Source organism: Saccharothrix sp. ALI-22-I (assembly GCF_001984175.1).
Taxonomy (GTDB): domain Bacteria; phylum Actinomycetota; class Actinomycetes; order Mycobacteriales; family Pseudonocardiaceae; genus Actinosynnema.
On the sequence record NZ_MTQP01000067.1, the window covers coordinates 143,279 to 167,427 of the forward strand.

At 71.0% G+C, this 24,149-nt stretch carries 27 protein-coding genes; 14 read left to right on the top strand and 13 right to left on the bottom strand.

Features of this window, described 5'->3' with window-relative positions:
* Positions 1-30: 30 nt before the first annotated feature.
* The 4 genes from ALI22I_RS32975 to ALI22I_RS32990 form a co-directional block, all read right to left on the bottom strand.
* Positions 31-915, bottom strand: a complete 885-nt coding sequence (locus ALI22I_RS32975; RefSeq protein WP_077009480.1) for a lysophospholipid acyltransferase family protein — start codon at positions 913-915, stop codon at positions 31-33.
* Entirely contained in the window at positions 912-1,682 is a 771-nt protein-coding gene (locus ALI22I_RS32980) for a GNAT family N-acetyltransferase (RefSeq protein WP_077009481.1), read from the bottom strand. The genes ALI22I_RS32975 and ALI22I_RS32980 overlap by 4 nt, the downstream gene beginning before the upstream one ends.
* Before the next feature lie 158 nt (positions 1,683-1,840).
* On the bottom strand, positions 1,841-2,800 hold the full coding sequence (locus ALI22I_RS32985; RefSeq protein WP_077009482.1) for an electron transfer flavoprotein subunit alpha/FixB family protein: 960 nt from the start codon (positions 2,798-2,800) through the stop codon (positions 1,841-1,843).
* 14 nt (positions 2,801-2,814) lie between these two features.
* Positions 2,815-3,597 (bottom strand): electron transfer flavoprotein subunit beta/FixA family protein, encoded by a 783-nt coding sequence (locus ALI22I_RS32990; RefSeq protein ID WP_077009483.1) that lies wholly within the window; start codon positions 3,595-3,597, stop codon positions 2,815-2,817.
* Positions 3,598-3,875: 278 nt separating this feature from the next.
* On the opposite strand from ALI22I_RS32990, the gene ALI22I_RS32995 reads away from it, so the two are divergent.
* Entirely contained in the window at positions 3,876-4,718 is an 843-nt protein-coding gene (locus tag ALI22I_RS32995) for a DegV family protein (RefSeq protein ID WP_077009484.1), read from the top strand.
* Positions 4,719-4,767: 49 nt separating this feature from the next.
* Positions 4,768-4,911, top strand: a complete 144-nt coding sequence (locus ALI22I_RS51415; protein ID WP_179118444.1) for a hypothetical protein — start codon at positions 4,768-4,770, stop codon at positions 4,909-4,911.
* 33 nt (positions 4,912-4,944) lie between these two features.
* Here the strand turns inward: ALI22I_RS51415 and ALI22I_RS33000 are convergent, their stop codons facing one another.
* The 3 genes from ALI22I_RS33000 to ALI22I_RS33010 are packed head-to-tail and all read right to left on the bottom strand — an operon-like array spanning position 4,945 to position 6,948.
* Positions 4,945-5,586 (bottom strand): hypothetical protein, encoded by a 642-nt coding sequence (locus ALI22I_RS33000; protein ID WP_143532563.1) that lies wholly within the window; start codon positions 5,584-5,586, stop codon positions 4,945-4,947.
* A 10-nt stretch (positions 5,587-5,596) separates the two neighbouring features.
* Positions 5,597-5,959 carry a hypothetical protein gene (locus tag ALI22I_RS33005; RefSeq protein WP_077009486.1) on the bottom strand — a complete coding sequence of 121 codons (363 nt, stop codon included), beginning with the start codon at positions 5,957-5,959 and terminating at the stop codon, positions 5,597-5,599.
* Complete coding sequence (locus ALI22I_RS33010; protein ID WP_077009487.1) at positions 5,959-6,948, bottom strand: hypothetical protein; 990 nt, start codon at positions 6,946-6,948, stop codon at positions 5,959-5,961. Before ALI22I_RS33010 ends, ALI22I_RS33005 begins: the two co-directional genes overlap by 1 nt.
* 313 nt (positions 6,949-7,261) lie before the next feature.
* Between ALI22I_RS33010 and ALI22I_RS33015 the strand changes: the two genes are divergently transcribed.
* From ALI22I_RS33015 to ALI22I_RS54855, 4 genes are all read left to right on the top strand, one after another.
* Positions 7,262-8,008: a class I SAM-dependent methyltransferase gene (locus ALI22I_RS33015; RefSeq protein ID WP_077009488.1), complete on the top strand. Its 747-nt coding sequence runs from the start codon at positions 7,262-7,264 to the stop codon at positions 8,006-8,008.
* Positions 8,005-9,483: a 1,4-alpha-glucan branching protein domain-containing protein gene (locus ALI22I_RS33020; protein WP_077009489.1), complete on the top strand. Its 1,479-nt coding sequence runs from the start codon at positions 8,005-8,007 to the stop codon at positions 9,481-9,483. Before ALI22I_RS33015 ends, ALI22I_RS33020 begins: the two co-directional genes overlap by 4 nt.
* Positions 9,484-9,598: 115 nt before the next feature.
* Positions 9,599-10,849 carry a glycosyltransferase family 4 protein gene (locus ALI22I_RS33025; protein WP_077009490.1) on the top strand — a complete coding sequence of 417 codons (1,251 nt, stop codon included), beginning with the start codon at positions 9,599-9,601 and terminating at the stop codon, positions 10,847-10,849.
* A 98-nt stretch (positions 10,850-10,947) separates the two neighbouring features.
* Entirely contained in the window at positions 10,948-11,364 is a 417-nt protein-coding gene (locus ALI22I_RS54855; RefSeq protein ID WP_274523023.1) for a TetR-like C-terminal domain-containing protein, read from the top strand.
* Here ALI22I_RS54855 and ALI22I_RS33035 read toward each other — a convergent pair.
* Entirely contained in the window at positions 11,354-12,295 is a 942-nt protein-coding gene (locus tag ALI22I_RS33035) for an NADP-dependent oxidoreductase (RefSeq protein WP_083752206.1), read from the bottom strand. The two genes, ALI22I_RS54855 and ALI22I_RS33035, sit on opposite strands and share 11 nt — an antisense overlap.
* A gap of 66 nt (positions 12,296-12,361) precedes the next feature.
* Here ALI22I_RS33035 and ALI22I_RS33040 point away from each other — a divergent pair, with 66 nt between their 5' ends.
* Entirely contained in the window at positions 12,362-12,769 is a 408-nt protein-coding gene (locus ALI22I_RS33040; protein ID WP_077009493.1) for a winged helix-turn-helix transcriptional regulator, read from the top strand.
* A gap of 4 nt (positions 12,770-12,773) precedes the next feature.
* Here ALI22I_RS33040 and ALI22I_RS33045 read toward each other — a convergent pair whose 3' ends face one another.
* Positions 12,774-13,520 carry an acyltransferase gene (locus tag ALI22I_RS33045; protein ID WP_077009494.1) on the bottom strand — a complete coding sequence of 249 codons (747 nt, stop codon included), beginning with the start codon at positions 13,518-13,520 and terminating at the stop codon, positions 12,774-12,776.
* Between the two features lie 64 nt (positions 13,521-13,584).
* Between ALI22I_RS33045 and ALI22I_RS33050 the strand changes: the two genes are divergently transcribed.
* From ALI22I_RS33050 to ALI22I_RS33065, 4 genes are all read left to right on the top strand, one after another.
* The gene (locus ALI22I_RS33050) at positions 13,585-14,511 is read left to right on the top strand and encodes a nucleoside hydrolase (protein ID WP_077010100.1); all 927 of its coding nucleotides are present in this window, start codon (positions 13,585-13,587) and stop codon (positions 14,509-14,511) included.
* An 81-nt stretch (positions 14,512-14,592) separates the two neighbouring features.
* On the top strand, positions 14,593-15,030 hold the full coding sequence (locus ALI22I_RS33055; RefSeq protein WP_077009495.1) for an NUDIX domain-containing protein: 438 nt from the start codon (positions 14,593-14,595) through the stop codon (positions 15,028-15,030).
* Positions 15,031-15,159: 129 nt separating this feature from the next.
* The gene (locus ALI22I_RS33060; protein ID WP_202971129.1) at positions 15,160-15,402 is read left to right on the top strand and encodes an inositol monophosphatase family protein; all 243 of its coding nucleotides are present in this window, start codon (positions 15,160-15,162) and stop codon (positions 15,400-15,402) included.
* Between the two features lie 103 nt (positions 15,403-15,505).
* Positions 15,506-16,720 carry an MFS transporter gene (locus tag ALI22I_RS33065; protein ID WP_077009497.1) on the top strand — a complete coding sequence of 405 codons (1,215 nt, stop codon included), beginning with the start codon at positions 15,506-15,508 and terminating at the stop codon, positions 16,718-16,720.
* Between the two features lie 7 nt (positions 16,721-16,727).
* On the opposite strand, the gene ALI22I_RS33070 is transcribed toward ALI22I_RS33065, so the two are convergent.
* Genes ALI22I_RS33070 through ALI22I_RS33085 form a run of 4 tightly spaced genes read right to left on the bottom strand, consistent with a single transcriptional unit; the run spans position 16,728 to position 20,467 of the window.
* Entirely contained in the window at positions 16,728-17,879 is a 1,152-nt protein-coding gene (locus tag ALI22I_RS33070; protein WP_077009498.1) for a THUMP-like domain-containing protein, read from the bottom strand.
* Positions 17,880-17,892: 13 nt separating this feature from the next.
* Positions 17,893-18,888, bottom strand: coding sequence for a class I SAM-dependent methyltransferase (locus ALI22I_RS33075; RefSeq protein ID WP_077009499.1), 996 nt, complete (start codon positions 18,886-18,888; stop codon positions 17,893-17,895).
* Positions 18,878-19,657 carry an enoyl-CoA hydratase/isomerase family protein gene (locus ALI22I_RS33080; RefSeq protein WP_077009500.1) on the bottom strand — a complete coding sequence of 260 codons (780 nt, stop codon included), beginning with the start codon at positions 19,655-19,657 and terminating at the stop codon, positions 18,878-18,880. The genes ALI22I_RS33075 and ALI22I_RS33080 overlap by 11 nt, the downstream gene beginning before the upstream one ends.
* A 33-nt stretch (positions 19,658-19,690) precedes the next feature.
* Positions 19,691-20,467, bottom strand: a complete 777-nt coding sequence (locus ALI22I_RS33085; RefSeq protein ID WP_238598745.1) for an ABC transporter ATP-binding protein — start codon at positions 20,465-20,467, stop codon at positions 19,691-19,693.
* A gap of 152 nt (positions 20,468-20,619) precedes the next feature.
* Between ALI22I_RS33085 and glgX the strand changes: the two genes are divergently transcribed.
* The 3 genes from glgX to ALI22I_RS33100 all read left to right on the top strand — a co-directional run bounded on the left by glgX (position 20,620) and on the right by ALI22I_RS33100 (position 23,980).
* A complete protein-coding gene (gene glgX, locus ALI22I_RS33090) occupies positions 20,620-22,728 on the top strand; it encodes a glycogen debranching protein GlgX (protein ID WP_077009501.1) in 2,109 nt (702 codons plus the stop codon).
* A gap of 290 nt (positions 22,729-23,018) precedes the next feature.
* Positions 23,019-23,597 (top strand): cysteine dioxygenase, encoded by a 579-nt coding sequence (locus tag ALI22I_RS33095; RefSeq protein ID WP_077009502.1) that lies wholly within the window; start codon positions 23,019-23,021, stop codon positions 23,595-23,597.
* Positions 23,594-23,980, top strand: a complete 387-nt coding sequence (locus ALI22I_RS33100; protein ID WP_077009503.1) for a rhodanese-like domain-containing protein — start codon at positions 23,594-23,596, stop codon at positions 23,978-23,980. Before ALI22I_RS33095 ends, ALI22I_RS33100 begins: the two co-directional genes overlap by 4 nt.
* Positions 23,981-24,149 lie beyond the last annotated feature (169 nt).

The window sequence follows — 24,149 nt, forward strand, 5'->3', positions numbered from 1 at the left end:
GTAGGTCAAGGCCATTTGACCCAGTCCGGCTCAGGCCACCCGAGTGGCCGTTCCGGCAGCGTGCACCCGCTGCGCGGGCACCTCGACCGCACCGGCTGTGCTCCCTCCTCCGGCGACCCGCTCGGCCTCCTGCTGCACGAGCGCCGCGAGTTCCCGGCGGCTCGACGCGCGGCCGGGCGCGACCTCGTCCAGCACGTGCACCTCGACCACGAGCCCGCGCGCCCGCAGCACCCGCCGCATCGAGTCGACCAGCGTGTCGGACCCGATGAACGCGGGCCGCGTGGACGGCGTCGAGTCCTGGAGGTACCGCAGCACCACGGGCCGCACGGGCACACCGGCGTCCAGCGCCGCCTGGAACAGCGCGGGCCGGTAACGCCCGGAGGCCACGCCGCACCACGTCGTCCCCTCGGCGTGGATGCCGACCGCCGCGCCGTCCCGCAGCGCCACGGCCAACTCGGCCACGGTCGCCGGCAGCAGCGACAGCCGCTCCCGGTCCAGGTACACCGTGCGCGCGGCGGTGATCAGCCGGCCGAGCACCGGCCAGTCCCGGATGTCCCGCTTGGCCACCAGCCGGATCGGCTGCACCGCGTCGATCGCGAGTTCGTCCAGCCACGACACGTGGTTGGACACCACCAGCACACCGCGACCCGGGTTGTCCTGGAACACCGGCCCGATCACCCGCAGCCGCACGCCGAACGCCCGCAGCAGAACCCGGAACCACTGCCGGAGCAGCACCGCGCGGGCCGGTCCGCGAACGCAGAAGACGGCGAGGACCACGAGCGCCCCGGACAACATCACCGTCGCCGCCGCGAGCAGTCGCCACGCCGCCCGCACCGGCCCGACGGAGGCCGTCGAGTGGTCGACACACCCGTCACCGCAGGGCGAGACGGGCATCCACGCGTGCTTGCCGTTCATGCCGTCTCCCCGAGGAAGAACTTCAGGTACCGCTGGTCCACCCGGTCCATGCCCAGCAGCACCGGCAGGTCGGCCACGCCGAAGTCGGCGTCCAACGCGGGCGGCCCGCACACCCACGCGCCCAGCCGCAGGTAGCCCTTCAGCAACGGCGGCAGCACGGTCTTCTCCGGCCGCTGCACCGACGCCACGTCCCACGGCGTCAACGGCGTCACCCGGTACTCGTCGGGGGCGTGGTGCTTGGTCCGCACGGCGTCCCACACGCCCGCCGCGAACGACCCGCCGTCGTGCAGCGGCACGGAGGCGCAGCCGATCAGCCACGAGTGCCCGGACAGCAGCATGTACCGGGCGATACCGGCCCACACCAGCGACACCACGGCGCCGTTGCGGTGGTCCGGGTGCACGCACGACCGCCCGGTCTCCACCAGGGAGGGCCGCAGGGCGTCCAGCGCGGACAGGTCGAACTCGCCGTCGGAGTACAGCCGCCCGGCGTCGGCGGCCCCTTCCGGCGGCAGCATCCGGTAGGTGCCGACGATGTCGCCGGTCCGGTCGTCCCGCACCACCAGGTGGTCGCAGAACCGGTCGAAGTAGTCGACGTCGTGCTCCGGCACGGAGGTGTGCAGCACGGCGCCCATCTCGGAGGCGAACACCTGGTAGCGCAGCCGCTGGGCGGCCACGACCTCGTCGCTGTCACGCGCGACCAACAGGGAGTAGCGCGGCGCGTCGGAAGCGGCGTCACCGGTGCTGGCCAGCAGTTGCGGCTGCGTCATGGCTCTGGTCTACCGACCGGTTGGCGACCGGGAGCAGGTTGTTCCGATGACGCCTCAGTGGCAGGTCGGTTAAGCCCCGGTGAGGTCGCGAACGCCACGAGGGCCGCCCCGCCTCCGCGGAACGGCCCTCATGAGCATCTTTCGGACGAACCCTCAGGTCAGCCCTTGCGCTTGCCGACCTCTTCGGTCAACTGCGGCGCGACCGCGAACAAGTCGCCCACCACACCGAAGTCGGCGATCTCGAAGATCGGCGCCTCCGGGTCCTTGTTGACCGCGACGATGGTCTTGGACGTCTGCATGCCCGCCCGGTGCTGGATGGCGCCGGAGATGCCCAACGCGATGTACAGCTGCGGCGAGACCGTCTTGCCGGTCTGGCCGACCTGGAACTGGTGCGGGTAGTAGCCGGAGTCCACCGCGGCACGGGACGCGCCCACCGCCGCGCCGAGGCTGTCGGCCAGCTTCTCGACGACCTCGAAGCTCTCCGCGCTGCCCACGCCACGACCACCGGACACGACGACCGACGCCTCGGTCAGCTCCGGGCGGTCGCCGCCGACGATCGGCTCACGTCCGGTCACCTTGGTGACCAGCGCCGGGTTGGCGGCGGGCAGTTCGACGACCTGCTCCACCGCGTCGGCCGGGGACTCGGAGGCCTCCACGCCGCCGGGGCGGATCGCGATGACCGGTACACCGTTGGTGACCTTGGACTTCACCACGTACGCGCCACCGAAGATGGACTGCGTGGCGACGCCCTCACCGTCGAGGTCGACGGCGTCGTAGAGCAGACCGGAGCCGAGGCGCACGGCCAGCCGACCGGCGACCTCCTTGCCCTCCAGCGTCGCGGCCACCAGCACGGCGGCCGGCGACGCGGTGCCCGCGACCGCGGCGAGCGCGTCCACCTTCGGCGTGACCAGGTAGTTGGCGGCGTCCTCGGACTCCACCGCGTACACCTTCACCGCGCCGTAGCGGCCCAGCGATTCCCTCACCTTGCCCGCCGTGCCGGGCGATCCGACCACCACCGCGGCCGGCTCGCCGAGACCGCGCGCGGCGGATAGAAGCTCGTAGGTGACCTTCTTGACCTCGCCGTCGACGTGGTCGACGAGGACCAGGACCTCAGACATTCGATTCCTCGCCTTCAAATGAGCTTCTGGCCGACCAGGTACTCGGCGATCTTCGAACCGCCGTCACCCGAGTCCTCGACACGCTGGCCCGCGCTGCGCGGCGGCTTCGGGGCCGCCTCCAGCACCTGCGTCCACGCGGCGGTCAGACCGACCTCGCCCGCGTCCAGCCCGAGGTCGGCCACGGTGAGCGTGCTGACCGGCTTCTTCTTGGCCGCCATGATGCCCTTGAACGACGGGTACCGCGGCTCGTTGATCTTCTCGGTCACGCTGACCACCGCGGGCAGGGTCGCTTCGAGGTGCGCGACGCCCTCGTCGGTCTCCCGCTCGGCCTTGATGGTGGAGCCCTCGACGGTCACCTTGCGGACCTGCGTCACCTGCGGCAGGCCCAGCAGCTCGGCCAGGATCGCCGGAACAGCGCCCGCCCGGCCGTCGGTGGCCTCGTTGCCCGCGATGACCAGGTCGAAGCCCTCGACCGTGCCGATGGCCTTGGCCAGCACCTTGGCGGTGGTGAGCACGTCGGAACCGTGCAGCGCCGGGTCGGAGACGTGGACGGCCTTGTTCGCACCCATGGAGAGCGCCTTGCGGATCGCGTCGGTCGCGCGATCGGGACCCATCGCGACGACGGTCACCTCGCCGCCGTGCGCCTCCTGGAGCAGCAGCGCCTCTTCCACGGCGCGCTCGTTGATCTCGTCGAGCACAGCGTCCGCGGACTCGCGGTCGAGGGTGTGGTCGGCGTCGGCGAGCTTGCGCTCGGACCAGGTGTCGGGCACCTGCTTGACCAGGACGACAATGTTCATAGGTCCTCTTCGACCTCCTGCGGACGGGCGGCGACGGGGTCGGCGACGGTGACTGCCTGTGGTCGCCAGATTGTTCGTGACCCTGCCATGTCATCGCCGCGTTGGCATGGTGGTGTCGGCCACTCGAATGTTACCCGCCAGTAGCAGGGGTGCAAACGACAGCAAGCACCCTGGGCGCGTGATGATGCTCACTGGGGTGTCAAGGCGATTCCGGAAACGGCGGACATCCGTGACCGGGGCGTTACAGACGGTCCCCCTATTGGGCTAAGTTCGATCGCATGCCCCGGCGAGTAGCGATTGTCACGGACTCCACCGCGTCCCTGCCGCCGCAGTTGACCGAGAAGCTCGGCGTGGTGGTGGCCCAGATCCAGGTTCGCATCGGGGACTGGGTGGACGACGAGGTCCGGGTGCCCGTGCCGAAGCTCGTGGACGCCCTGCGCGCACGGGTCGACGTCGTCACCTCGCCGCCGGACGCCGGCGCGTTCTTCTGGGCGTACGCCGACGCGGTGGCCTCCGGCGCGGACGCGATCGTCTCGCTGCACGTGTCGACCGGTCTGTCGCAGACCGTGGAGGCGGCCCGGCAGGCCGCCTCGCAGGTGCAGGTGCCGGTGCACGTCGTGGACACCCAGACGTGCGGCATGAGCCTCGGGTACGCGGTGGTGGCCGCCGCCACCGTGGCCCAGGCGGGCGGTGACGCGAACCGCGTGCTGTCCGCCGCGCAGCACATCATCCGGCACAGCACCGAGCTGATCTACGTGGACACGCTGGAGTACTTGCAGCGCGGCGGGCGGATCGGCAAGGCCGCCGCGATGCTCGGCTCGGCGCTGTCGATGAAGCCGCTGCTGACCGTGACCGACGGGCGGATCACGCCGTTGGACAAGGCGCTCGGCGCGGAACGCGCGGTGCGCAAGCTGATCGACATCGCGGTCAAGCGCGCGGGCCGGGAGGCGGTGGACATCGCGGTCGAGCACTTCGACGCGGCCGAACGCGCCGGGAACGTGCTCGAACAGCTGCGCGCGAAGCTGCCCAACGTGCGGCGGTTCCTGGTCACCCAGGTCAGTTCGGCGATCGGCGCGCACGTCGGCCCGGGCGCGCTCGGCGTGACCGTTTCGCCCGTCTAGGAACTCCGTGCGGGGTTTGGGCGTTGGTCGGACAGGGAAGGAGGTGGACATGGCTTCTCTGTTCAGCAAGATCGCCGCGTTCGCCCGCAGTCCGCAGGGCCGCCGGGTCACCGAGCAGGTCAAGCACGCTGCGCGCGATCCGCGCAACAAGGCGAAGGCACAGCAGCTGCTGCGCAAGTTCCGCAAGCGCTAGGGCAGCGGTTCCCAGAGCCGACGGTTCCTAGAGCTACGACTTGCGGCGGGCTGCTTCGAACGTGCGCAGGTACCGCCTGCGGAACTCGCCCGCGTCCGGCACGTGCACCGACCGGTGCACGGCCGGCGCGGGCTGGTCCGTGACGAGTGCCGGCGCCTCGGCCCCAGCCGCAAGCTCGGCGTAGGCCGGAAATTCGGCTCCGGCCGCAGACTCGGGCAGGGCCGCCAGTCCGGTTCCGACCACAGGCGCGGTTCCGGTCGCAGGCTCGGGCAGGGCTGTGGGCTTGGGCAGGGAGTCGGGCTTGGCCTGGGGCTGGATCGGCAGCGCCGCCAGGGCACGCTCGGGTTCAGGTGTGTCCCGCACCACGTGCATCCGGCGCACTTCGTCCTGCCGCACGGGTACCTCGGGCTCCGGGTCCGGTACCAGGGCCAGCGCCGGCCGCGAGGGCGCGGGCAGTGCGGCGGGGATGCCCATCACCGGGTTCCGGTGGATCGGCTTGGTCGTGTAGTCCTCCGGCGGCCACACCAGGTCGAGCGTCGGCAGGCGCACATCGACCACCGGCTCGGGCGCGGGTTCCGGTGTCCGCTCGCGGCTGAGCATGACGGCCGTCAGCGCGCAGCCGGCGGCGAACGACAAAGCACATAACCCGAACACGAACGCGACCGCGCCAGACATCACCGCACCCCTACCCGACGAGCACGTCGACTTGCGGGCCGCCGTCGGACGGCGGGCCCCAGACCGGGTCGACCACGCCCCTGGTGCTGATGGCCTCGGCCGACACGCCGCGCCCGATCAGGAACTCCCGCACCAACTCCGGTGCCGGCGGAGCCGGCGTGGCCTCGACCGGTTTGACCGTCGGCCGCACCGGCAGCTTCGTCGGGCGCGTGATCACGGGGCTGGGCGGCGCAGGCGCGGCCGAGGACGAGAACGGCATCGCGCCCGCGATCTCGTCGCCGTAGACCACGAAGCCCGACGCGGTGATCGCGGCCGGCACGACCACGAGCCCCACCACCAGCGGCAGGACGGGCAGTCCCGGCCGGACCGCCATCAAGCACCGACCCTCTCGTCGTCGGTACTGGTCTGCTCCGTCTGCTCCGCGCTGGGCTGCTCCGGGATCAGGCTCGGCACCCGGTCCGCCGCCGCCTCCAGCGCGATCCGTGCCGCGGTGAGCTCAGTGGCCACCGTCCGACGCAGTTCGCGCAGGTCGTCGGCCTGCTGCTGGATCTCGCCGATGCGCCGCTGCGCCTCACGCGCGGCCAGTTTGATCAGGAACGAGGCCCGCGCCTTGGCCAGCTCCTCCTGCTCGGCGAAGTGCTGCGTGGCCTCGTTGTGCCGCCTGGTCATGGTCAGCTCGAAGAAGTTCTGCGCCTTGGCGCGCTTGGCGTCGGACTCCGACTCCAGCCGGTTGCACTCCTCGGCGGTCTCACGCAGCAGCCGGTCCGCGTCCTCCTGCGCCCGCGCGAGGGCGGCCGCGCACTCGGCGTCGACCTGCTCGGTGCGGGCCTTGAGGTGCGCTTCGACCTCGGTCCGGCGGCGTTCCAGGTCCACCTCGCGCTGGTCCAGCTCGGCGGCCCGGCGGTTGGCGGCCTCACGCTGCTCGCGCGCGTACGCGTCGGCCTTGGCGCGTTTGGCGGTCAGCTCCTCCTCGACCTCCCGCCGACGGTCGGCCAACTCCGCCTCGGTGCGCTCGCGCAGCGCCTTGACGTCCCGCTCGGCGCGCAGTCGCAGTTCGTTCGACTCGTCCTCGGCCAGCATCAACATCCGGTGCAGCCGCTCGCTGGCACCGGAGGTCGTGCTGGGCGACATCTCCATCCGCTCGATCCGGGCTCTGGCCTCATCGAGGTCGCGCCTGGTCATCTCCAGCAGCTTGCGGAGGTCGGCCGCCTGGGCCAACGCCTCGGCGCGGTCGACGGTCGTGTACTTGAGCTGTTCTTCCAGGTTCTCGAGGTGCTCGATCACCTGCTTGCGGTGGAAACCTCGGTAGACGACATCGAAACCCGCGTGCAACGGAACAATCTCCGGCTCTTTCGCACCCATGGCGGCCCCACTCGTTTGAAGATTGGCCGAGGGTACCGAGCGTATGGCACTCAACCGCCACTCGACCACTCATGACCACCCGCACGCGTGATCGCCACACGCTCACCTTGCAGCGAGAACACCATCATGCAAGATCAACGAAAGATTGGCGCAGGTCACCCGATAGTGTTATTTTTCCGGTTAGCGCGAGCCTTGAAGAATGCAGCCGGCAATAAACTCGGACCATCGGGTATTGATGCATTCACACGAAACAGTGAATCCGCAGCGGACGGGCGATGGCTACCCGTGAGTAACGGGGAACTAGGCTGGTCGGGTGACCGTCGAGCCGCTGCCCCTCACCGGTGAGCGCACCGTCCCCGGCATCGCCGAGGAGAACTACTGGTTCAGGCGCCACGAGGCGGCGTACCTGGACCTCGTCCGGCACTGCGTCGGCGCGGTGGTGCTGGAGGCCGGCTGCGGCGAGGGCTACGGCGCCGCGCTGATCGCCGGGCACGCCGCGCGGGTCGTCGCGCTGGACTACGACGAGCTGACCGCCGCGCACGCCGGCCGGGCGTACCCGGAGCTGGCGGTGCTGCGCGGCAACCTGGCCTCGCTGCCGTTGCGCGACGCGAGCGTGGACGTGGTGGCGAACCTCCAGGTCATCGAGCACCTGTGGGACCAGGAGGGCTTCCTGGCCGAGTGCGCGCGGGTGCTGCGGCCCGGTGGGCGGCTGCTGATCACCACGCCGAACCGGATCACCTTCTCCCCCGGCCGCGACACCCCGCTCAACCCGTTCCACACCCGTGAGCTGGCACCCGCCGAGCTGGCCGAACTGCTGGTCGGCGCGGGTCTGCGGGTCGAACTGCTGGCCGGTCTGCGGCACGGTCCGGGGTTGCGCAAGCTGGACGAGCGGTTCGGCGGGTCGGTCATCGAAGCACAGGTGGCCGTGGTGGTGGACGGCGGTGAGTGGCCCGACGACCTGCTCGGCGCGGTGGCGTCGGTGCGCAGTGCGGACTTCGAGATCACCACCGACGACCTGGACGCGAGCCTCGACCTCGTCGCCGTGGCGGTGCGCGAGTGACAACACCCGACGAGGGGACGTTCTGCCTGGTCCTGCACAGCCACCTGCCGTGGCTGGCGCACCACGGCGCCTGGCCGGTCGGCGAGGAGTGGCTGTACCAGGCGTGGGCGCACTCGTACCTGCCGGTGATCGACCTGCTGGAGCGGTTGGCCGCCGAGGGCCGCGAGGACGTGCTGACGCTGGGCGTGACGCCGATCCTGGCCGCGCAGCTGGACGACCCGTACAGCCTGCGCGGCGTGCACGACTGGCTGGGCAACTGGCAGCTGCGCGCGCACAGCGCGTCGTCCCGGCTGCCGGACCTGGCCGCGCGTGAGCACCGTGCGTCGGCGTGGGCGTTGGAGCGCTTCGAGACGCGGTGGCGGCACGGCTTCTCGCCGTTGCTGCGGTCCTTGGTGGACTCACGGGTGATCGAACTGCTGGGCGGACCGGCCGCGCACCCGTTCCAGCCGCTGCTCGACCCCCGGCTGCGGGCGTTCTCGTTGCGCACGGGGTTGGCGGACACCGCGCTCCGGATCGGGTCGGCGCCCGACGGCATCTGGGCGCCGGAGTGCGCCTACGCGCCGGGCATGGAGCACGACTACGCGCGGGCCGGTGTACGGCGGTTCCTGGTGGACGGTCCCTCGCTGCACGGCGACACGGCCGCCGGCCGGCCCGTCGGCACGTCGGACGTGCTGTGCTTCGGGCGTGACCTGGAGGTGTCGTACCGGGTGTGGTCGCCCAAGGTCGGCTACCCCGGCGACGCGGCGTACCGGGACTTCCACACCTACGACCACCCCAGCGGGCTCAAGCCGTCCCGGGTGACCGGGAAGAACGTGGAGCCGTCGGACAAGCGGCCGTACGAGCCTTCCCTGGCCGCCGAGGCGGTCCAACGGCACGCGGCGGACTTCGTGGACACGGTGGTGCGGCGGCTGCGGGCGTTGAAGGAGCAGCACGGCCGGCCGTCGCTGGTCGTCGCCGCGTACGACACCGAGCTGTACGGGCACTGGTGGCACGAGGGCCCGGCGTGGCTGGAGGCGGTGCTGCGGCTGCTGCCGTCGGCCGGGGTGCGGGTGACGACGCTGCGCGGCGCGGTCGAGGCCGGGCACGTGGGCGCGCCGGTGGAGGTGCCGCCGTCGTCGTGGGGCGCGGGCAAGGGCTGGCACGTGTGGAACGGGCCGCAGGTCAGCGACATCGTGCACAGCAATGCCGAGGTCCAGCGCGACCTGCTGGCGCTGGACCTGTCCGGCGTGGTGCGCGACCCGGTCGCGGACCAGGCCGTGCGGGAGGCGCTGCTGGCGTTGTCCAGCGACTGGGCGTTCATGGTCACCAAGGACTCGGCCGCCGACTACGCCCGTTACCGGGCCAAGGTGCACGCGGACCGGTTCGCCGAACTCGTCGCCCTGCGCCGCAACGGACGCGGGCGTGACCGGGCGGCCGAACTGCGCCGGGTCGACGGACCGTTCGGCCACCTCGACGCGCGGGGGCTGGCCGGTTGATGCTTCCGCCGAATTCGGAACCGCCGCGCCGGTCGAGTGGCTCCGCCACCCCGGTCGGTCCCCTGTTCCCCTTGGTCATTCCCGGTGCCGGGGCGCGGAGATGCGAGGATGGCCCATGCGCGTGCTGATGTTGTCCTGGGAGTACCCGCCGGTCGTCGTGGGCGGGTTGGGTCGGCACGTGCACGCGCTGGCCGGGCACCTGGCCGCGCAGGGGCACGACGTGGTCGTGCTGTGCCGTCAGCCGGCGGGCACGGACGCGGTGACGGACCCGACGTCGGATCTCGTCATCGACGGGGTGCGGCTGATCCGGGTCGCCGAGGACCCCGCGCACCTGGTGTTCGAGCGTGATTTGGTGGCGTGGACGTTGGCCATGGGCCATGCGATGACGCGGGCTGGGTTGGCGTTGATGCGCGACTGGCGGCCGGATGTCGTGCACGCGCACGACTGGCTGGTCACGCATCCCGCGATCGCGTTGGCCGAAGCGTGCGGTGTGCCGTTGGTGGCGACGGTGCACGCGACCGAGGCGGGCAGGCACAGCGGATGGCTGTCGCAGACGTTGAACCAGCAGGTGCACTCGGTCGAGTGGTGGCTGGCGAACCGGGCGGACGCGCTGATCACGTGCTCTTCGGCGATGCGGACCGAGGTGGCGCACCTGTTCGAGGTGGAGCCGTCGTCCGTCACGGTGCTGCACAACGGCATCGAGCCACGCCGGTGGCGGGTCCGTTCGTCCGACGTGGCCGACGCCCGTGCGGCGCACAGCCCTGACGGTGCGCCGCTGCTGCTGTTCTTCGGGCGGTTGGAGTGGGAGAAGGGCGTGCAGGACCTGATCGCCGCCCTGCCCCGAATCCGGCGCGCGTGGCCGGGCACCCGGTTGGTCGTGGCCGGAACCGGCACCCACCGGGATTGGCTGGTGGATCAGGCGCGCAAGCACAAAGTGCGGCGGGCGGTGGACTTCGTCGGCCACCTGTCCGATCGTTCACTCGCGGCCGCGCTGGCCGCGGCGGACGCCGTCGTGCTGCCGAGCAAGTACGAACCGTTCGGCATCGTGGCCCTGGAGGCCGCCGCTGCGGGCACCCCTCTGGTGGCGTCCACCGCAGGCGGCTTGGGCGAGGTCGTCCTGGACGGCGTGACCGGCTTGTCGTTCACGCCGGGCGATGTGGACGCCCTGGCGGCCGCCGTCCGGTCCGTTTTGGACGATCGCCCTTCGGCGGTCCACCGAGCCCGTGCCGCGAAGTCCCGCCTGGCAACCGACTTCGACTGGTCGAAGATCGCCACCGACACCGCGGCCGTCTACGAAGCCGCCACCATCCGCGACCACCAGCCCTTGGGCCGCCCCAAAATCCCTACTGGCAACGTGTTCCTCTGAGGAAGCCGCAGTAGTCGAATCAGCTCTTGAGGCGGTAGAAGTGGAGCCGGTCGGCCCACCGGTTACGACGGCAGTTCGGGCACGACCCTCTACCGCCGGTGGGGTACCCGGGAGGCCCTGTTGCTCGACGCCATCCGCACCCGAGCGACCACCGAGGTCCCCATCCCGGACACTGGGGAGCTGCGTGGCGACCTGCTGGCCTTGGTCCGGGACGCGATCCGCAACCTGACCACGGTGGAAGTGCAGGCCATGGTGCGAGTGGCCGTCGCGCTGTCCCCCACGAGGAGGCGGTGGGCGCCATCACCCGGATGTGCTGGACCGAACGCCTGGCCGTGGACGCGGAAGTGGTCCGACGTGCCGTCGAACGCGGCGAGATCGACCCAGTCGACCCGGAGCACGTGATCGAGGCGGTGCTCGGGCCGCCCTACTTCCACCTGCTGGTGACCGACCGGCCGGTCAGCGACGACTTCCTCGTCGCCACCGTGGACCTGGTGGTCCGCGGCCTCAGACGGTGAGCACGATCTTGCCGGTGGTGCGGTTGGCCTCGCCCAGCTCGTGCGCCTTGACGACGTCCTCCAGCGGGAACGTCTCGGCGATGAGGACCTTCACCTCGCCGCGCTCCACCAGCTCGGCCACGCGCTCCAGAACGGCGTGGTCCGGGGCGACGAACACCGTGGCGGCGCGGACGCCCAGCTTCTCGGCAGCGGCCTGGAGGTCGGGGAGCGCACCGGGGTTGGTCATACCGATGTACAGCCCACCGGGCTTGAGGACCCGCATCGAACGGCTCTCGTAGTCGTCACCGCCGATCAGGTCGACCACCACGTCGACCTCCCTCAGGTCACCGAAGTCGGCCGTCCTGTAGTCCACCAACTCGTCGGCGCCCAGCTCCCGCAACAGGTCGTGCTTGCCCGCACTCGCCGTGCCGATCACCCACGCCCCGAGCGTCTTCGCGATCTGCACGGCGAGGTGCCCGACGCCACCGGCGGCGGCGTGGATGAGCACGCGGTCACCCGGCTTGATGTGGGCGGCCTCGGTGAGGGTCTGCCACGCGGTGAGCGCGGCCATCGGCAGGGCGGCCGCGTGGACGTGATCGACAGTGGCCGGCTTGCGGGCGAAGTGCCGGGCGGGCGCGGCCACGTACTCGGCGTACGCGCCGGCCGGGCGCGGGAAGTGGGGCATGCCGAACACCTCGTCGCCGACCGCGAACCGGTTCTCCCCGGCCGGCACCGACACCACCACGCCGGACACGTCCCAGCCCGGCACCCACGGCGCGGTCAGCCAGTAGCCGTTCCGCCGGACCTTCCAGTCGGCCGGGTTCACGCCGGCGGCGCGCACCTCGACCAGGATCTCGTCCGACGCGGGCTCCGGTCGCGCGACGTCCACCACCCGCATGACCTCCGGCTCGCCGAAGGCTTCGACCATCACCGCTCGCATCTCGTTCGTCATGGTCAAAGGATCACGGTGAGTGGTACCTGTTGTGAAGAAGGCACCTAGATGGTATCTAGGTACCTTATGTATACCGTTCCGGACCTGCGCGCTCACGGCGGCGCGGACGCCTTCCTCCGTGGCTGCGCGTCACGAGCGGTTCTCGACCTGCTCACCAACAAGTGGGTGTGCCTGGTCGTGGGCGCGCTGCGGCCGGGCACGTTGCGCTTCGGCGAACTCCGCCGCCGCCTCGACGGCATCACCCAGAAGATGCTCACCCAGACCCTGCGGGACCTGGAACGAGCGGGCCTCGTGCACCGCGCCGTCTACCCGAGCGTCCCGCCACGGGTCGAGTACAGCCTCACGCCGTTGGGCGACAACGTGGGCGGTCTGATGGACGCGATCCGGACGTGGGCCGAGTCGCACATCGACGACATCCGTGCCGCGCAGGAGGTGTACGACAAGAAGGCGGGCGAGGAGCTGCAACCCGTCTGAGGGCTCAAGAGCCGTTCTGCGACCGCTCCAGGGCTTCCCGTGCCTTGCGGGCCATGTCGGCGACGGCGGCACGGCGCACGGCGTCCGCCTCGTAGTCCTCGCGGCGGTCCTTGACGACCCGTGCCGGGATGCCCACGGCGATCTTGAAGTCCGGCACGTCACCCCGCACCACGGCGTGCGCGCCGATCACGCACCCGCGCCCGATCCGCGTGCCTCGGGTGACGGTGACCTTCGTGCCCAGCCAGCAGTCCGGTCCGATGCGCACCGGCGACTTCACGATGCCCTGGTCCTTGATCGGCTGGGTGATATCGGCCGTCACGTGGTCGAAATCGCAGATGTAGACCCAGTCGGCGATCAGCGTGGCCGCGCCGATCTCCACGTCCAGGTAGCAGTTCACCGTGTTGTCCTTGCCGAACACGGCCTTGTCGCCGATCCGCAACGACCCCTCGTGACAGCGGATGGCGTTGCCGTCGCCGATGTGCACCCACCGACCGATCTCCAGCCGCCCGTAGCCGGGACGGCAGTGCAGGTCGACGTTCTTGCCCAGGAACACCATCCCGCGCAACACCACGTGCGGATTCGCCATCCGGAACCGCAGCAACCGCCAATACCGCACCAGGTACCACGGCGTGTACGCCCGGTGCCGCAACACCCAGCGCAGCGAGGCCACCGTGAGAAACCGCGCCTGTGCCGGGTCCCGACGCGACCTGCGCCACCTGGTCCACACCGGGGAACCCCACATGCTCGTCACGCGGGCACTCTAACTGTGACATGGCCGCTGCTCCGCAGACGGCGGCCATGTCACAGTGGTGCAGGTGACGACCCCTCTCATCATCGACACCGACCCCGGCGTGGACGACGCCTTCGCCCTTGCGCTCGCCGTGGCCAGCCCCGAGGTGGAGTTGATCGGGGTGACCACGGTCTTCGGCAACGTCTCGCTGGAGGACACCACGCGCAACGCCCTGCGGTTGCTGGCGCTGCTGGGTCGCGAGGACGTGCCGGTCGGCGTTGGCGCGTCCCGGCCGTTGATCCACCCCCACCCGCACCTGTCGAGCGCGCACGGCTCGGACGGCCTCTCCGGTTTCGCCCACACGTTGCCCGAAGCGACTCGCGGCCCGGATCTGCGTGACGCCGTGACCCTGATGCGGGAACTCCTGGAACAGGCCGACCGGCCCGTCACCATCGTCCCCATCGGCCCGCTCACCAACATCGCGTTGCTGCTCGCCGCACACCCCTACCTCAAGCCCAAGATCGGTCGGCTCGTGGTCATGGGCGGCGGTGTGAACGGCGGCAACGTCACGGCCACCGCCGAGTTCAACCTGTGGAGCGACCCGGAAGCCGCCCGGCGCGTGCTGGTCGAGGAGGACGTGCCGACCACCCTGGTCACGATGGACCTGACCCGCCGGTGTGCGGTCAGCGCCGAGTGGCTGCAGGCCCTGGCGGGCAAATCCGAGGTCAACGCCACGCTGGTCGGGCTCACCCCCGACTACCTGGCCACCTACCGCCGGTTCCTCGGGTGGGACGGCATGGCGATGCACGACGCGGTCGCGGTGGCCGAGGCGGTCCGGCCCGGCATCCTGCGGGCCACCGGCTTCCCGGTGGACGTGGACTGCTCCTACGGCCCCAACCGGGGCGCGTTGCTGGTCGACCAACGACTGGAGGTCAGCAACCCCAAGACGCTCGACATCGCGCTGGACACCGACCTGGACGGGCTGCGGCAGTTCATCCTCGACCGGCTGTGAGCCCCGAACACGACCGGACGTCGTCCGCGCGGTGCGCAAGGTCGCACCCGCCTACACCGAAACCGCCTAGTGGGGACACGCATGGACGAGGGTACGAACATCGTGATGGTCAACTCCGCGGAGCAGGTGCTGCTGTACCTCCGGGACGACAAACCCGCCATCAGGTTCCCGAACACGTGGTGCCTGCCGGGCGGCTACCTCGAAGCGGGCGAACAACCGCACGAGTGCATCAGGCGGGAGATCGAGGAGGAGATGGGCGTGGTGCTCGCCCCCGAGGCGGTGCGCCCGCTGGTCTCGGCGCAGCGCTCGTACGGCGTCGAGCACACGTTCTGGACCGAGGTGGACCTGGACCTCGACCAGGTGGTGCTCACCGAGGGGCAGCGGCTGAAGTGGTTCACCAGGGCGGAGATCGCCGCGCACGAACTGGGCTACGAGGACAACGTGATCCTGGCGGAGTTCTTCGACCGCCGCGACCGCGACGACCTGGTCCGGTCCGCCGAGAGCCGCACATGGGGGTGACCGAGTTCGTCGACGAGGTGCTGCGCGAGGCGGGGCCGGCTGCTGGACCTGCAGGAGGGCAGCGTCTCGCCGGCGGCCCGCTGGACGGCACGGGAATTACGTGCGCGGATGCGCCCGTGGGGTGTGACGATGGCACTCGTGGTGCTCGGTGAGGTGATCGTCGGCGGGTCCCACGACCCGCTCGCGGGCACCACGGTCGTCGCGGAACGCGGTGGCGGCGCGTGGTCGGACGGGCGGCGGCTGGTGGCGGGCGGCCTGGCGTCGGTGGCGTCCGGTGGTCTGTCGGCCTTCGTGGAGATCGACGGCGGGCCGTGGGACTACGCGGCGGGCTCGTTGGCCGTCCGTGAGGCCGGCGGCGGGCCACCACGTTGACGGGTGGCGAGGTCGACCACACCAGCACTTCCGTGCCGGCGGCGGCGGACGCGGCCTTGCACGCGGACCTGGCCGGTCTGGTCGGCCGGGTTCGGGGGAACGGATGAAGGGGGAGTCGGTGGAGGACACGACGGTGGAGAGCGCGACGCCACGCCGGAGCAGGCTCAAGGTGGCGGTGTACGCGGTTTTCTTCCTGATGGGCTGGAACCTGGTCCTGCTGCCTTCGCTGGTGCGGTCGCTGTTGACCGATTTCGGGCGCGGCGACGCGGACTTCGGGCTCCTGCTGCTGGTCGGAGCCCTCCTCTACACGCTCGGCGCGGTCACCAGCGGCTACCTGGTGGACCGGTTCGGCCGGCCGATCGTGCTCGGTTCCGCCCTGATCGCCTACCCGGTGAGCCTCGCGCTGATGGTGGCCTGCCAGGACTGGACGCTGCTCGTGGTCGCCGCCGCGCCGAGCTACTGGGCCACCGGCATCCTGGAAGGCGGTATCAACGGCCTCTTCCTGGACCTGCACCGCGACGAGCGCGGGCGGGCGATGAACCGGCTGCACCTGTACCTGGCACTGGGCGCGTTCGTCGGCCCGCTCGTCGTGGGCGGTCTCTCCCTCGTGGACGTCGGTTGGCGCCCGGTCCTCATCGGCACGGCGGTGGCCGGTGCGGCGGTCGCCGCCGTGATGCTCACCGGGTCGATGCCCTCGGGCAAGGGCGGTGACCGCGGGGCCTCCACGCACCGGGACGCGCGTGGGCTGCGCATCGCGGGCAGCCTGATCCCGTTCGCGGGTCTGGCCGTCGGCATCAACCTGTACGTGGCGGCGGAACTCTCGGTGTCGAACTGGGTGGTGCGGCTGCTCGACACCGGCACGGTGGCCGAGGCGACGCTCGTGCTGTCGGTGTTCTGGGCGGGGTTGGCGATCGGCAGGCTCGGCGCGGACTGGTTCGTCGAGCGGATGAGCTACTACACCTTCACCTACCTCTGCGTGATCGCCTCCGGCGTGTTGCTCCTGACGGCGCTCGCCGTGACCGGGCAGGTCGAGCGGATCGTGCTGTTCGGCCTGGTCGGCGTCTGCTACGGCCCGGTCTACCCGATGATCATGGCGCTCGGCGGCGGCCTGTTCCCGGACCGGGTGAACCGGATGAGCGGCGCCCTGTCGGCGGCGGGCGTCTCCGGTTCGGTGCTCTACCCGCCGTTGATGGGCCTGGTCGCCGAGACGGTCGGGCTGCGCGTCGGGATGCTCGGCGCGGTGCTGCTCACCGTGCCGATCGTGGTGAGCGTGGTGCTGGTGCAACGCCGTGCCCGACACCTGCCCGTGGGCCGGTGATCCGCGCTCAGGTGCGTTCGGCGTGGGCGAGGAGGTAGACCGGGCGTCGGCCGATCCTGGTCAGCGCCACGGTCGCCTCGCCCGTCCCGGACAGCTTCAGCCTGGGCCGCAGCGCGTTCGGGTCCACGTCCAGGCCGCGCACCAGGATCTCCAGCCGACCGATGTCGTGCGCCCGCAGCACGGACCGCAACGTCTTCTCGCTGTAGTGGCCGTGCTCCACCACCCGGAACGCCCGCACGCCGGGCGGCGGCGTCGGACCGGTCAGGTAGGCGATCCGCTCGTCCAGCTGCGCCAGCCCGTGCCGGGCCGCGTAGTGCCGCACCAGCCCGGCCCGCACGACCGCGCCGTCCGGGTCCACCAGCCACTCCCCCGGCTCGCGCACCGGGCAGTCGTCCGGCTCGGCGGAGGTGATCGTCCACTCCGGACCGTCGGACCGCAGCACGGTCGCGCGCCGCGACACCCCGGGAGTGGCCAGGCCGCGCGTCCACAGGCACGCCTCGCGCACCTGCCCGTCCAACGACACCAGCTCGACCTCGTCCGCCCACGGCGCGACCGCGAAGTCCACACCGGGCGCGCACTTCACCGCCAGGTCGCGATCGGCATAGGCCTCGGCGAGCAGGTCCAACGGCGGCGCGAAGTCCGCCGGGTGCCACGTCCGCCGCCCGGTCGCGTCCCGCCGCGCCGGGTCCGCGATCACCGCCGTGCCGCGCGACACCGGCCGCAACGCGTCGGCCCGCACCAGCGGCACCGCGTCACCGAGGTTGTGCCGGGCCATGGCCAGCCGCACCGGGTCGAGGTCCGACCCGATCGACCCCTCCGGCAACGCGGCCAGGTCCGCGCCGATCGAGCACGTCACGTCGTGCGCCGGCCTGCTGAACCGCCGGGCCCGGTGCACGGCCACCGCGTGCGGCGTGGCCTGCTGCAAGGCGTCGGAGGTGAAGAGACCGTCCGTAAATCTTACTTTCGCAGCCGCCTTGCGCCGCAACAACAACGTCTCCAGCACCGCCGCGAAGTGCGTCGGTGACACTTGCTTGGTAAGCCTGACATCGTCAAGCCTCGACGCGGGCGTCAGCGGCAGGTCGGCCAGCGTCGACAACGCGGCGGACCCGGCGTCAGAGCGCAGGTACGCCACGTCGTCGAGGCTGAACGCATAACCCATTGGACGCCGCCCACTAGACCGGTTTGCGGCCCGTCACGGAGACGTTGTAGAACACCTCGCGCGGCAGGACCTTGGTCAGCACGTTCTCGTCCACCCAGGACAGCCGCTGCCAGGTGCGGTAGGCGAACATCGCCCAGCCGAAGCCCAGCTTCTCGCGCGGCACGGCGGCCTCGAAGGTGCGCACCGGCCAGCCGAACAACGCCGCCGACAGCTCCTCCGTCACCGCCCGCACGCCGACCGCGCCGGCCGAACGCGCCGTCCGCTCCAGGTCCGACGGGTCGAACGTGTGCAGGTCCACCACCGCTTCCAGCGCCGCCGCGCGCGACGAGGAGTCCAGCTCCTCCTGCGGCCGACGCCAGTCGTTGAGCGGGGCGAGCTTGGTGACGTTCGTGGTCAGCCACCACGTCAGCTGGCCGAGCTTGCGCGCGTAGAAGTTGCCCACGTTCGTCGGGTCGCCGGCGAACACGAACTTCCCGCCCGGCTTGAGCACCCGCAGCACCTCGCGCATCGCGGCGGGAATGTCCGGGATGTGGTGCAGCACCGCGTGCCCGACCACCAGGTCGAACGTGTCGTCGTCGTACGGGATGCGCTCCGCGTCGGCCACCCGGCCGTCGACCGGCAGGTCCAGCTGCTCGGCGTTGCGCAACGCCACCTCGACCATGCCCGGCGACAGGTCGGTCACCGACCCGCGCTTGATCACGCCGCCCTGCATCAGGTTGAGCAGGAAGAACCCGGTGCCGCAGCCCAACTCCAACGCGTGCTCGTACGGCCCGACGTCACCCGCGACCGCCCGGAACCGGTCCGTGGCGTAGGTGATGCAGCGCTCGTCGTACGAGATCGACCACTTCTCGTCGTACGTGCCCGCTTCCCAGTCGTGGTAGAGCACGTTGGCGAGTTTCGGGTCGGAGTACGCCGCCTGCACCTCCTCGGCGGTGGCGTGCGGGTGAGGCTTGGGATCGGCCGGACGGGCGGACTGCGGATCTACAGGATGGGCGGAATCAACGGCCACTGAACTTCGCCTTTCCCGGCCCGTTCTCGATGAACGAGGCCATACCGGTCTTCTGGTCCTCGGTGGCGAACATCGCCGCGAACAGCTGGCTCTCCAGCTTCAACCCGCTGCCCAAGTCGGTGTCCAGCCCGCCGTCGATCGCGGCCTTCGCGGCGGCGTACGCGCGCACCGGGCCGTTCACGAACTGGCCGGCCCACCGCTTGGCCGCCTCGTACACGTCGTCGGGTGCGACGACCTCGTCCACCATGCCGATCCGCAACGCCTCCTCGGCGCCCACGAACCGGCCGGTGTAGATCAGGTCCTTGGCCTTGCTCGGGCCGACCAACCGCGGCAGGCGCTGCGTGCCGCCCATGCCGGGGATGACGCCGAGCAGGATCTCCGGCTGGCCGACCTTGGCGTTGTCGCCCACGATCCGCCGGTCCGCGCACAGCGCCAGCTCGAAGCCGCCGCCCAGCGCGTACCCGGTGACGGCCGCGACGGTCGGCTTGGGGATCTCCTCCACCGCGCGCAACGCCGACGTGAACGCGCCCGCGCGGGCCGCCATCTCGGCGTACGACAGCTCGGCCATCTCCTTGATGTCCGCGCCCGCCGCGAACACCTTCGGCCCGCCGTACACGATCACCGACCACACGTCGGCCCGGTCGGACGCCTCCAGCGCGGCGGACCGGATCTCCTCCTGGAGCTGCCGGTTCAGCGCGTTCATCGGCGGGCGGTCCAGCCGGATGGTGCCGATCCCGTCCTCGACTTCGAGCCTCACGAACTCAGCCACGCCGTCCTCCTCGACCTCGGTGCGCCTCGCAGGTTACTCCTGGGTAGCCTTGCGTCGGGCGAAGTACCGGTCACCCGACCGTTGGAGCTCCAGCGGCTGGTCGAACGTCTTCGACAGGTTCTCCTCGGTGAGCACGTCGTCCAGCAGACCCTGCGCCACGATGCCGCCGTCACGCAGCAGCAGCACGTGCGTGAACCCCGGCGGGATCTCCTCCACGTGGTGCGTGACCAGCACCGTCGCCGGCGCGTCCGGGTCCATCGCCAGCTCGGAGAGCCGCGCCACCAGGTCCTCGCGGCCACCCAGGTCCAGGCCCGCCGCGGGCTCGTCGAGCAGCAGCATCTCGGGGTCCGTCATCAACGCGCGGGCGATCAGCGTGCGCTTGCGCTCGCCCTCGGACAGCGTCCCGTAGGTGCGGTCGGACAGGTGCTCGATGCCCATCGAGGCCAGCAGCTCCTTGGCGCGGCCGGTGTCGAACTTGTCGTACTCCTCACGCCACCGGCCCAGCACCGCGTACCCGGCGCTGACCACCAGGTCGACCACCTTCTCGTCGGCCGGGACGCGCCCGTTCAACGCCGACGAGGACAGGCCGATGCGGGTCTTCAGCTCGGCCATGTCGGTCTTGCCGATCCGCTCGCCGAGCAGGTGCACCTTGCCCTTGGTCGGGTGCAGCTCCGCGCCGGCCAGCCGGAGCAGCGTGGTCTTGCCCGCCCCGTTGGGACCGAGCACCACCCAGCGCTCGTCGAGCTCCACGCTCCAGTCGACGTCCCCGACCAGCGTGGTCTTGCCCCGTCGAACCGAAACACCCTGCATGTGGATGACCAGATCTTCGTTTTCCACGCTGTCCTCGCCCCGATCGACACCAACCCGCGGCAGTGTTTCATTTCCCCGGCTCCGCACCGGCGGCGAGGTCGCGTCGTACTTCATACCCAAACTGTCGGTGCGTCCTGGAAAGATCCAGGGGTATGGCTGCCGACTCGATCCTGCTCGCGGGCCGACCGTTCCCCCTGGGGGCCCACCCCGAGGCCGGAGGTGTGCGCTTCGCGGTCTCGGCACCGCCCGCCAGCGCGGTCGAAGTGTGCCTGATCAGCGAAGATGGCACGGAAGAGCGGGTGGAGCTGACCGAACGCACCTTCGGCGTCTGGCACGGGCTGATCTCCGGTGTCACGCCCGGCCAGCGCTACGGCTACCGGGTGCACGGCCCGTACGACCCGGCGCGCGGCCTGCGGTGCAACCCGGCGAAGCTGTTGGTCGACCCGTATGCGACGCGGATCACGGGCTCGCTGACCGACCTCGACGCGGCGCTGGGCTACGTGGGCGACCCGATGCTCGGCGGCCCGTCCGCGGTCGACTCGCTGGGCAGCGTGCCGCTGTCCGTGGTCACCTCGCCGGGCGGGCCGGACACGGGCGTGAAGCCCGACGTGCCGTTCGAGGAGGCGGTGGTCTACGAGCTGCACGTGCGCGGGTTCACCCGGCTGCACCCGGCCGTGCCCGAGCACCAGCGCGGCACGTACCTGGGGCTGGCGCACCCGGCCGTGGTCGAGCACCTGGTGCGGCTGGGCGTGACGTCGGTGGAGCTGCTGCCGGTGCACGCGTTCCAGGACGAGCCGTCGTTGATCCACGCCGGCAGGCACAACTACTGGGGCTACTCGCCGCTGAGCTACTTCGCGCCGCACCCCGGTTACGCCAGCGAGCCCGGCCGGGAGGTGGAGGAGTTCCGCACGATGGTGTCCGCGATGCACGCGGTGGGCATCGAGGTGATCATCGACGTGGTCTTCAACCACACCTGCGAGGGCGGGCCGGAGGGTCCCACGCTGTGCTACCGGGGGTTCGACGCGCCCGGCTACTACCTGCACATCGAGGGCGGCGGCACGCTCGACATCACCGGCTGCGGCAACACGACGGAGGCCGGTTCGCCGCAGTTCGTGCGGCTGGTGACGGACTCGCTGCGGTACTGGGCGACCGAGATGGGCGTGGACGGGTTCCGGTTCGACCTGGCCTCGACGCTGGGCCGGCCCGGCGGCGGCCGCTTCGACCGGGCGTCGGCGATGCTGACCGCGATCACCGCCGACCCGGTGCTGTCGCGGTGCAAGCTGATCGCGGAACCGTGGGACGCGACCGGCGACGGCTACCGGGTGGGCGACTTCGGCGTGCAGTGGGCGGAGTGGAACGGCCGGTACCGCGACACGGTGCGTGACTTCTGGCGCGGCATGACCGGCGTGCGAGACCTGGCGTACCGGCTGTCCGGGTCGTCCGACCTGTACTCCGACGACCTGCGCCGGCCGTGGCAGTCGATCAACTTCATCACCGCGCACGACGGGTTCACGCTGCGCGACCTGGTGTCGTACAACGACAAGCACAACGAGGCCAACGGCGAGGACAACCGCGACGGCACCAACGACAACCGGTCGTGGAACTGCGGCGTGGAAGGCGAGACCGACGACGCGTTGGTGCTGGAGCTGCGTGCCCGGCAGGCGCGGAACCTGTTCGCCACGCTGATGCTGTCCACCGGCACCCCGATGCTGACCGCGGGTGACGAGCAGTGGCGCACCCAGGGCGGCAACAACAACGCGTACTGCCTGGACGACGAGACGTCGTGGGTGGACTGGAAGCTCACCGACGAGGGCGACGCGATGCTGGCGTTCGCCCGTCGGGTGATCACCCTGCGTGCCGCGTCGCCGGCGTTGCGGCAGCCGCAGTTCTTCGACGGCCGCACCACGTCGTCCGGGGCGCCCGACCTGGTGTGGTTCCGGCCGGACGGCGAGGAGATGGCCGAGACCGACTGGTTCGACGAGGGACGCCGGTTCCTCGGCATGTGGATCGACGGGTCGAACAGCCTGTCCCGTTCGCGGGACGGCGAGCTGGTGTCCGACGACTCCTGGCTGCTGCTCCTGCACGCGGGGGCGGAACCGATCGAGGTCACCCTGCCGGGGCCGGAGTACGGCGGCCGGTACGAGCCGACGATCGACTCCACCACCGCGGACGGCTCGCCCTGGCTGACGGAGTCGCTGGCCGCCGGCACCACCGTCGTGCTGTCCGCCCGCTCCCTGCTGCTACTACGAGTGCCGAACTGATCCCTTCGTCACCGCGGACATCCCTTTCGCCGCCGCGCGGGAACATCGGCCACCGAGGCAATCCTGGCTGGTGAGAGCAGCCCTGCGCGGGTCGCGGATTCGTGACACGATCCCGGCGTGGCCCGTCCGTTGCTGACCTGGCGTGACCGCACGATCGACCTCCTGCTGGTGGCGTCGTGCGGGTGTAGCCGGACGCGACGCGGCCGGTAGACCACACTTCGTTCGACCGACGCCGCGTCGCGTCTTGATCGCTACCCCGCCCGATCCCGTAGCCATCAGGAGCGACCACCGTGACCGCGACCATCGCGCGCACCGACCTGCACTCGAAACTGGACGTGCGGTTCCTGCGCGACCTCATCCACCCCGAACGCGACCTGTGGACGCCGCGCGAACTGCGCGAGTTGACCTCCACCGTCGCCTCCGAACTGACCACCCCGTTGCTGGACGTCCTCGAATACGACCCGGACCGGCGCTGGTGGACGCGACTCGGCCTGACCGAGGGCGTCGAGCTGTGGCTGCTGAGCTGGCTGCCGGGGCAGGGCACCGAGCCGCACGACCACGGCGGCGCGGCGGGCTCGTTCACCGTGCTGACCGGTGAGCTGTCCGAGGACTACCGCTACCCCGGCGGCCCGATCCGCAGCGCGCGGCGGCCCGTCGGCAGCGCTCTGGGTTTCGGCGCGGGTCGTGCGCACCAAGTGCTCAACCGGGGCACCGTAGGTGCGGCGAGCGTGCACGCCTACTCGCCGCCGTTGGTGCCGACGCGCGAGTACCCGAGCCTGGCGGACATCCCGCAGGAGATCCCACCGCTGCCCGCCCGGCGGCTGCCGTTGGCGGAGCTGCGCGTTATGGCCGACCAGGAGGGTCCATGAGTGCCGAGCAGTTGCTGGACGAAGCACGCCTCACCCTGAACCGCGTGGAGCCGCACGACCTGGCCGGCCTGTCCGACGTGCTGGTCGTGGACATCCGCCCGGCCCACAACCGTGCCGCCGAAGGCGAGATCCCCGGCTCGATCCCCGTGGAGCGGATCGTCCTGGAGTGGCGCCTGGATCCCAACGGCGAACACCGCATCCCCGGCTTCACCGCCGACACCACCGTCGTCGTCCTGTGCAACGAGGGCTACGCCTCCAGCCTCGCCGCCCGCGACCTCCAACGCGTAGGCCTACCCAAAGCCACCGACCTGATCGGCGGCTTCCGCGCCTACGCCGCCACCGGCCTCCCCACCCGCCCCGGCCCCACCCACCCCATCACCTAACCAACCCCACGTCCCGAACGTTCAACTCACCTGTCCTGAACGTTGGACACGCGCATTCCCAACGTTGGACACGCGCGTGTCCAACGTTCAGAACGGGCGTGTCCAACGTTCAGAACGGGTGAGTTGAACGCTCAGGTTGGTGGGGTGGGAACCGGGGGTGGGTGGATAG

Bases quoted from the DNA above. Each gene is read 5' to 3' on its own strand.
- ALI22I_RS32975 (WP_077009480.1), bottom strand. From the start codon at position 915: ATGAACGGCAAGCACGCGTGGATGCCCGTCTCGCCCTGCGGTGACGGG.
- ALI22I_RS32980 (WP_077009481.1), bottom strand. From the start codon at position 1,682: ATGACGCAGCCGCAACTGCTGGCCAGCACCGGTGACGCCGCTTCCGAC.
- ALI22I_RS32985 (WP_077009482.1), bottom strand. From the start codon at position 2,800: ATGTCTGAGGTCCTGGTCCTCGTCGACCACGTCGACGGCGAGGTCAAG.
- ALI22I_RS32990 (WP_077009483.1), bottom strand. From the start codon at position 3,597: ATGAACATTGTCGTCCTGGTCAAGCAGGTGCCCGACACCTGGTCCGAG.
- ALI22I_RS32995 (WP_077009484.1), top strand. From the start codon at position 3,876: ATGCCCCGGCGAGTAGCGATTGTCACGGACTCCACCGCGTCCCTGCCG.
- ALI22I_RS51415 (WP_179118444.1), top strand. From the start codon at position 4,768: ATGGCTTCTCTGTTCAGCAAGATCGCCGCGTTCGCCCGCAGTCCGCAG.
- ALI22I_RS33000 (WP_143532563.1), bottom strand. From the start codon at position 5,586: ATGTCTGGCGCGGTCGCGTTCGTGTTCGGGTTATGTGCTTTGTCGTTC.
- ALI22I_RS33005 (WP_077009486.1), bottom strand. From the start codon at position 5,959: ATGGCGGTCCGGCCGGGACTGCCCGTCCTGCCGCTGGTGGTGGGGCTC.
- ALI22I_RS33010 (WP_077009487.1), bottom strand. From the start codon at position 6,948: ATGGGTGCGAAAGAGCCGGAGATTGTTCCGTTGCACGCGGGTTTCGAT.
- ALI22I_RS33025 (WP_077009490.1), top strand. From the start codon at position 9,599: ATGCGCGTGCTGATGTTGTCCTGGGAGTACCCGCCGGTCGTCGTGGGC.
- ALI22I_RS33035 (WP_083752206.1), bottom strand. From the start codon at position 12,295: ATGACGAACGAGATGCGAGCGGTGATGGTCGAAGCCTTCGGCGAGCCG.
- ALI22I_RS33040 (WP_077009493.1), top strand. From the start codon at position 12,362: ATGTATACCGTTCCGGACCTGCGCGCTCACGGCGGCGCGGACGCCTTC.
- ALI22I_RS33055 (WP_077009495.1), top strand. From the start codon at position 14,593: ATGGACGAGGGTACGAACATCGTGATGGTCAACTCCGCGGAGCAGGTG.
- ALI22I_RS33060 (WP_202971129.1), top strand. From the start codon at position 15,160: ATGGCACTCGTGGTGCTCGGTGAGGTGATCGTCGGCGGGTCCCACGAC.
- ALI22I_RS33065 (WP_077009497.1), top strand. From the start codon at position 15,506: ATGAAGGGGGAGTCGGTGGAGGACACGACGGTGGAGAGCGCGACGCCA.
- ALI22I_RS33070 (WP_077009498.1), bottom strand. From the start codon at position 17,879: ATGGGTTATGCGTTCAGCCTCGACGACGTGGCGTACCTGCGCTCTGAC.
- ALI22I_RS33085 (WP_238598745.1), bottom strand. From the start codon at position 20,467: ATGCAGGGTGTTTCGGTTCGACGGGGCAAGACCACGCTGGTCGGGGAC.
- glgX (WP_077009501.1), top strand. From the start codon at position 20,620: ATGGCTGCCGACTCGATCCTGCTCGCGGGCCGACCGTTCCCCCTGGGG.
- ALI22I_RS33100 (WP_077009503.1), top strand. From the start codon at position 23,594: ATGAGTGCCGAGCAGTTGCTGGACGAAGCACGCCTCACCCTGAACCGC.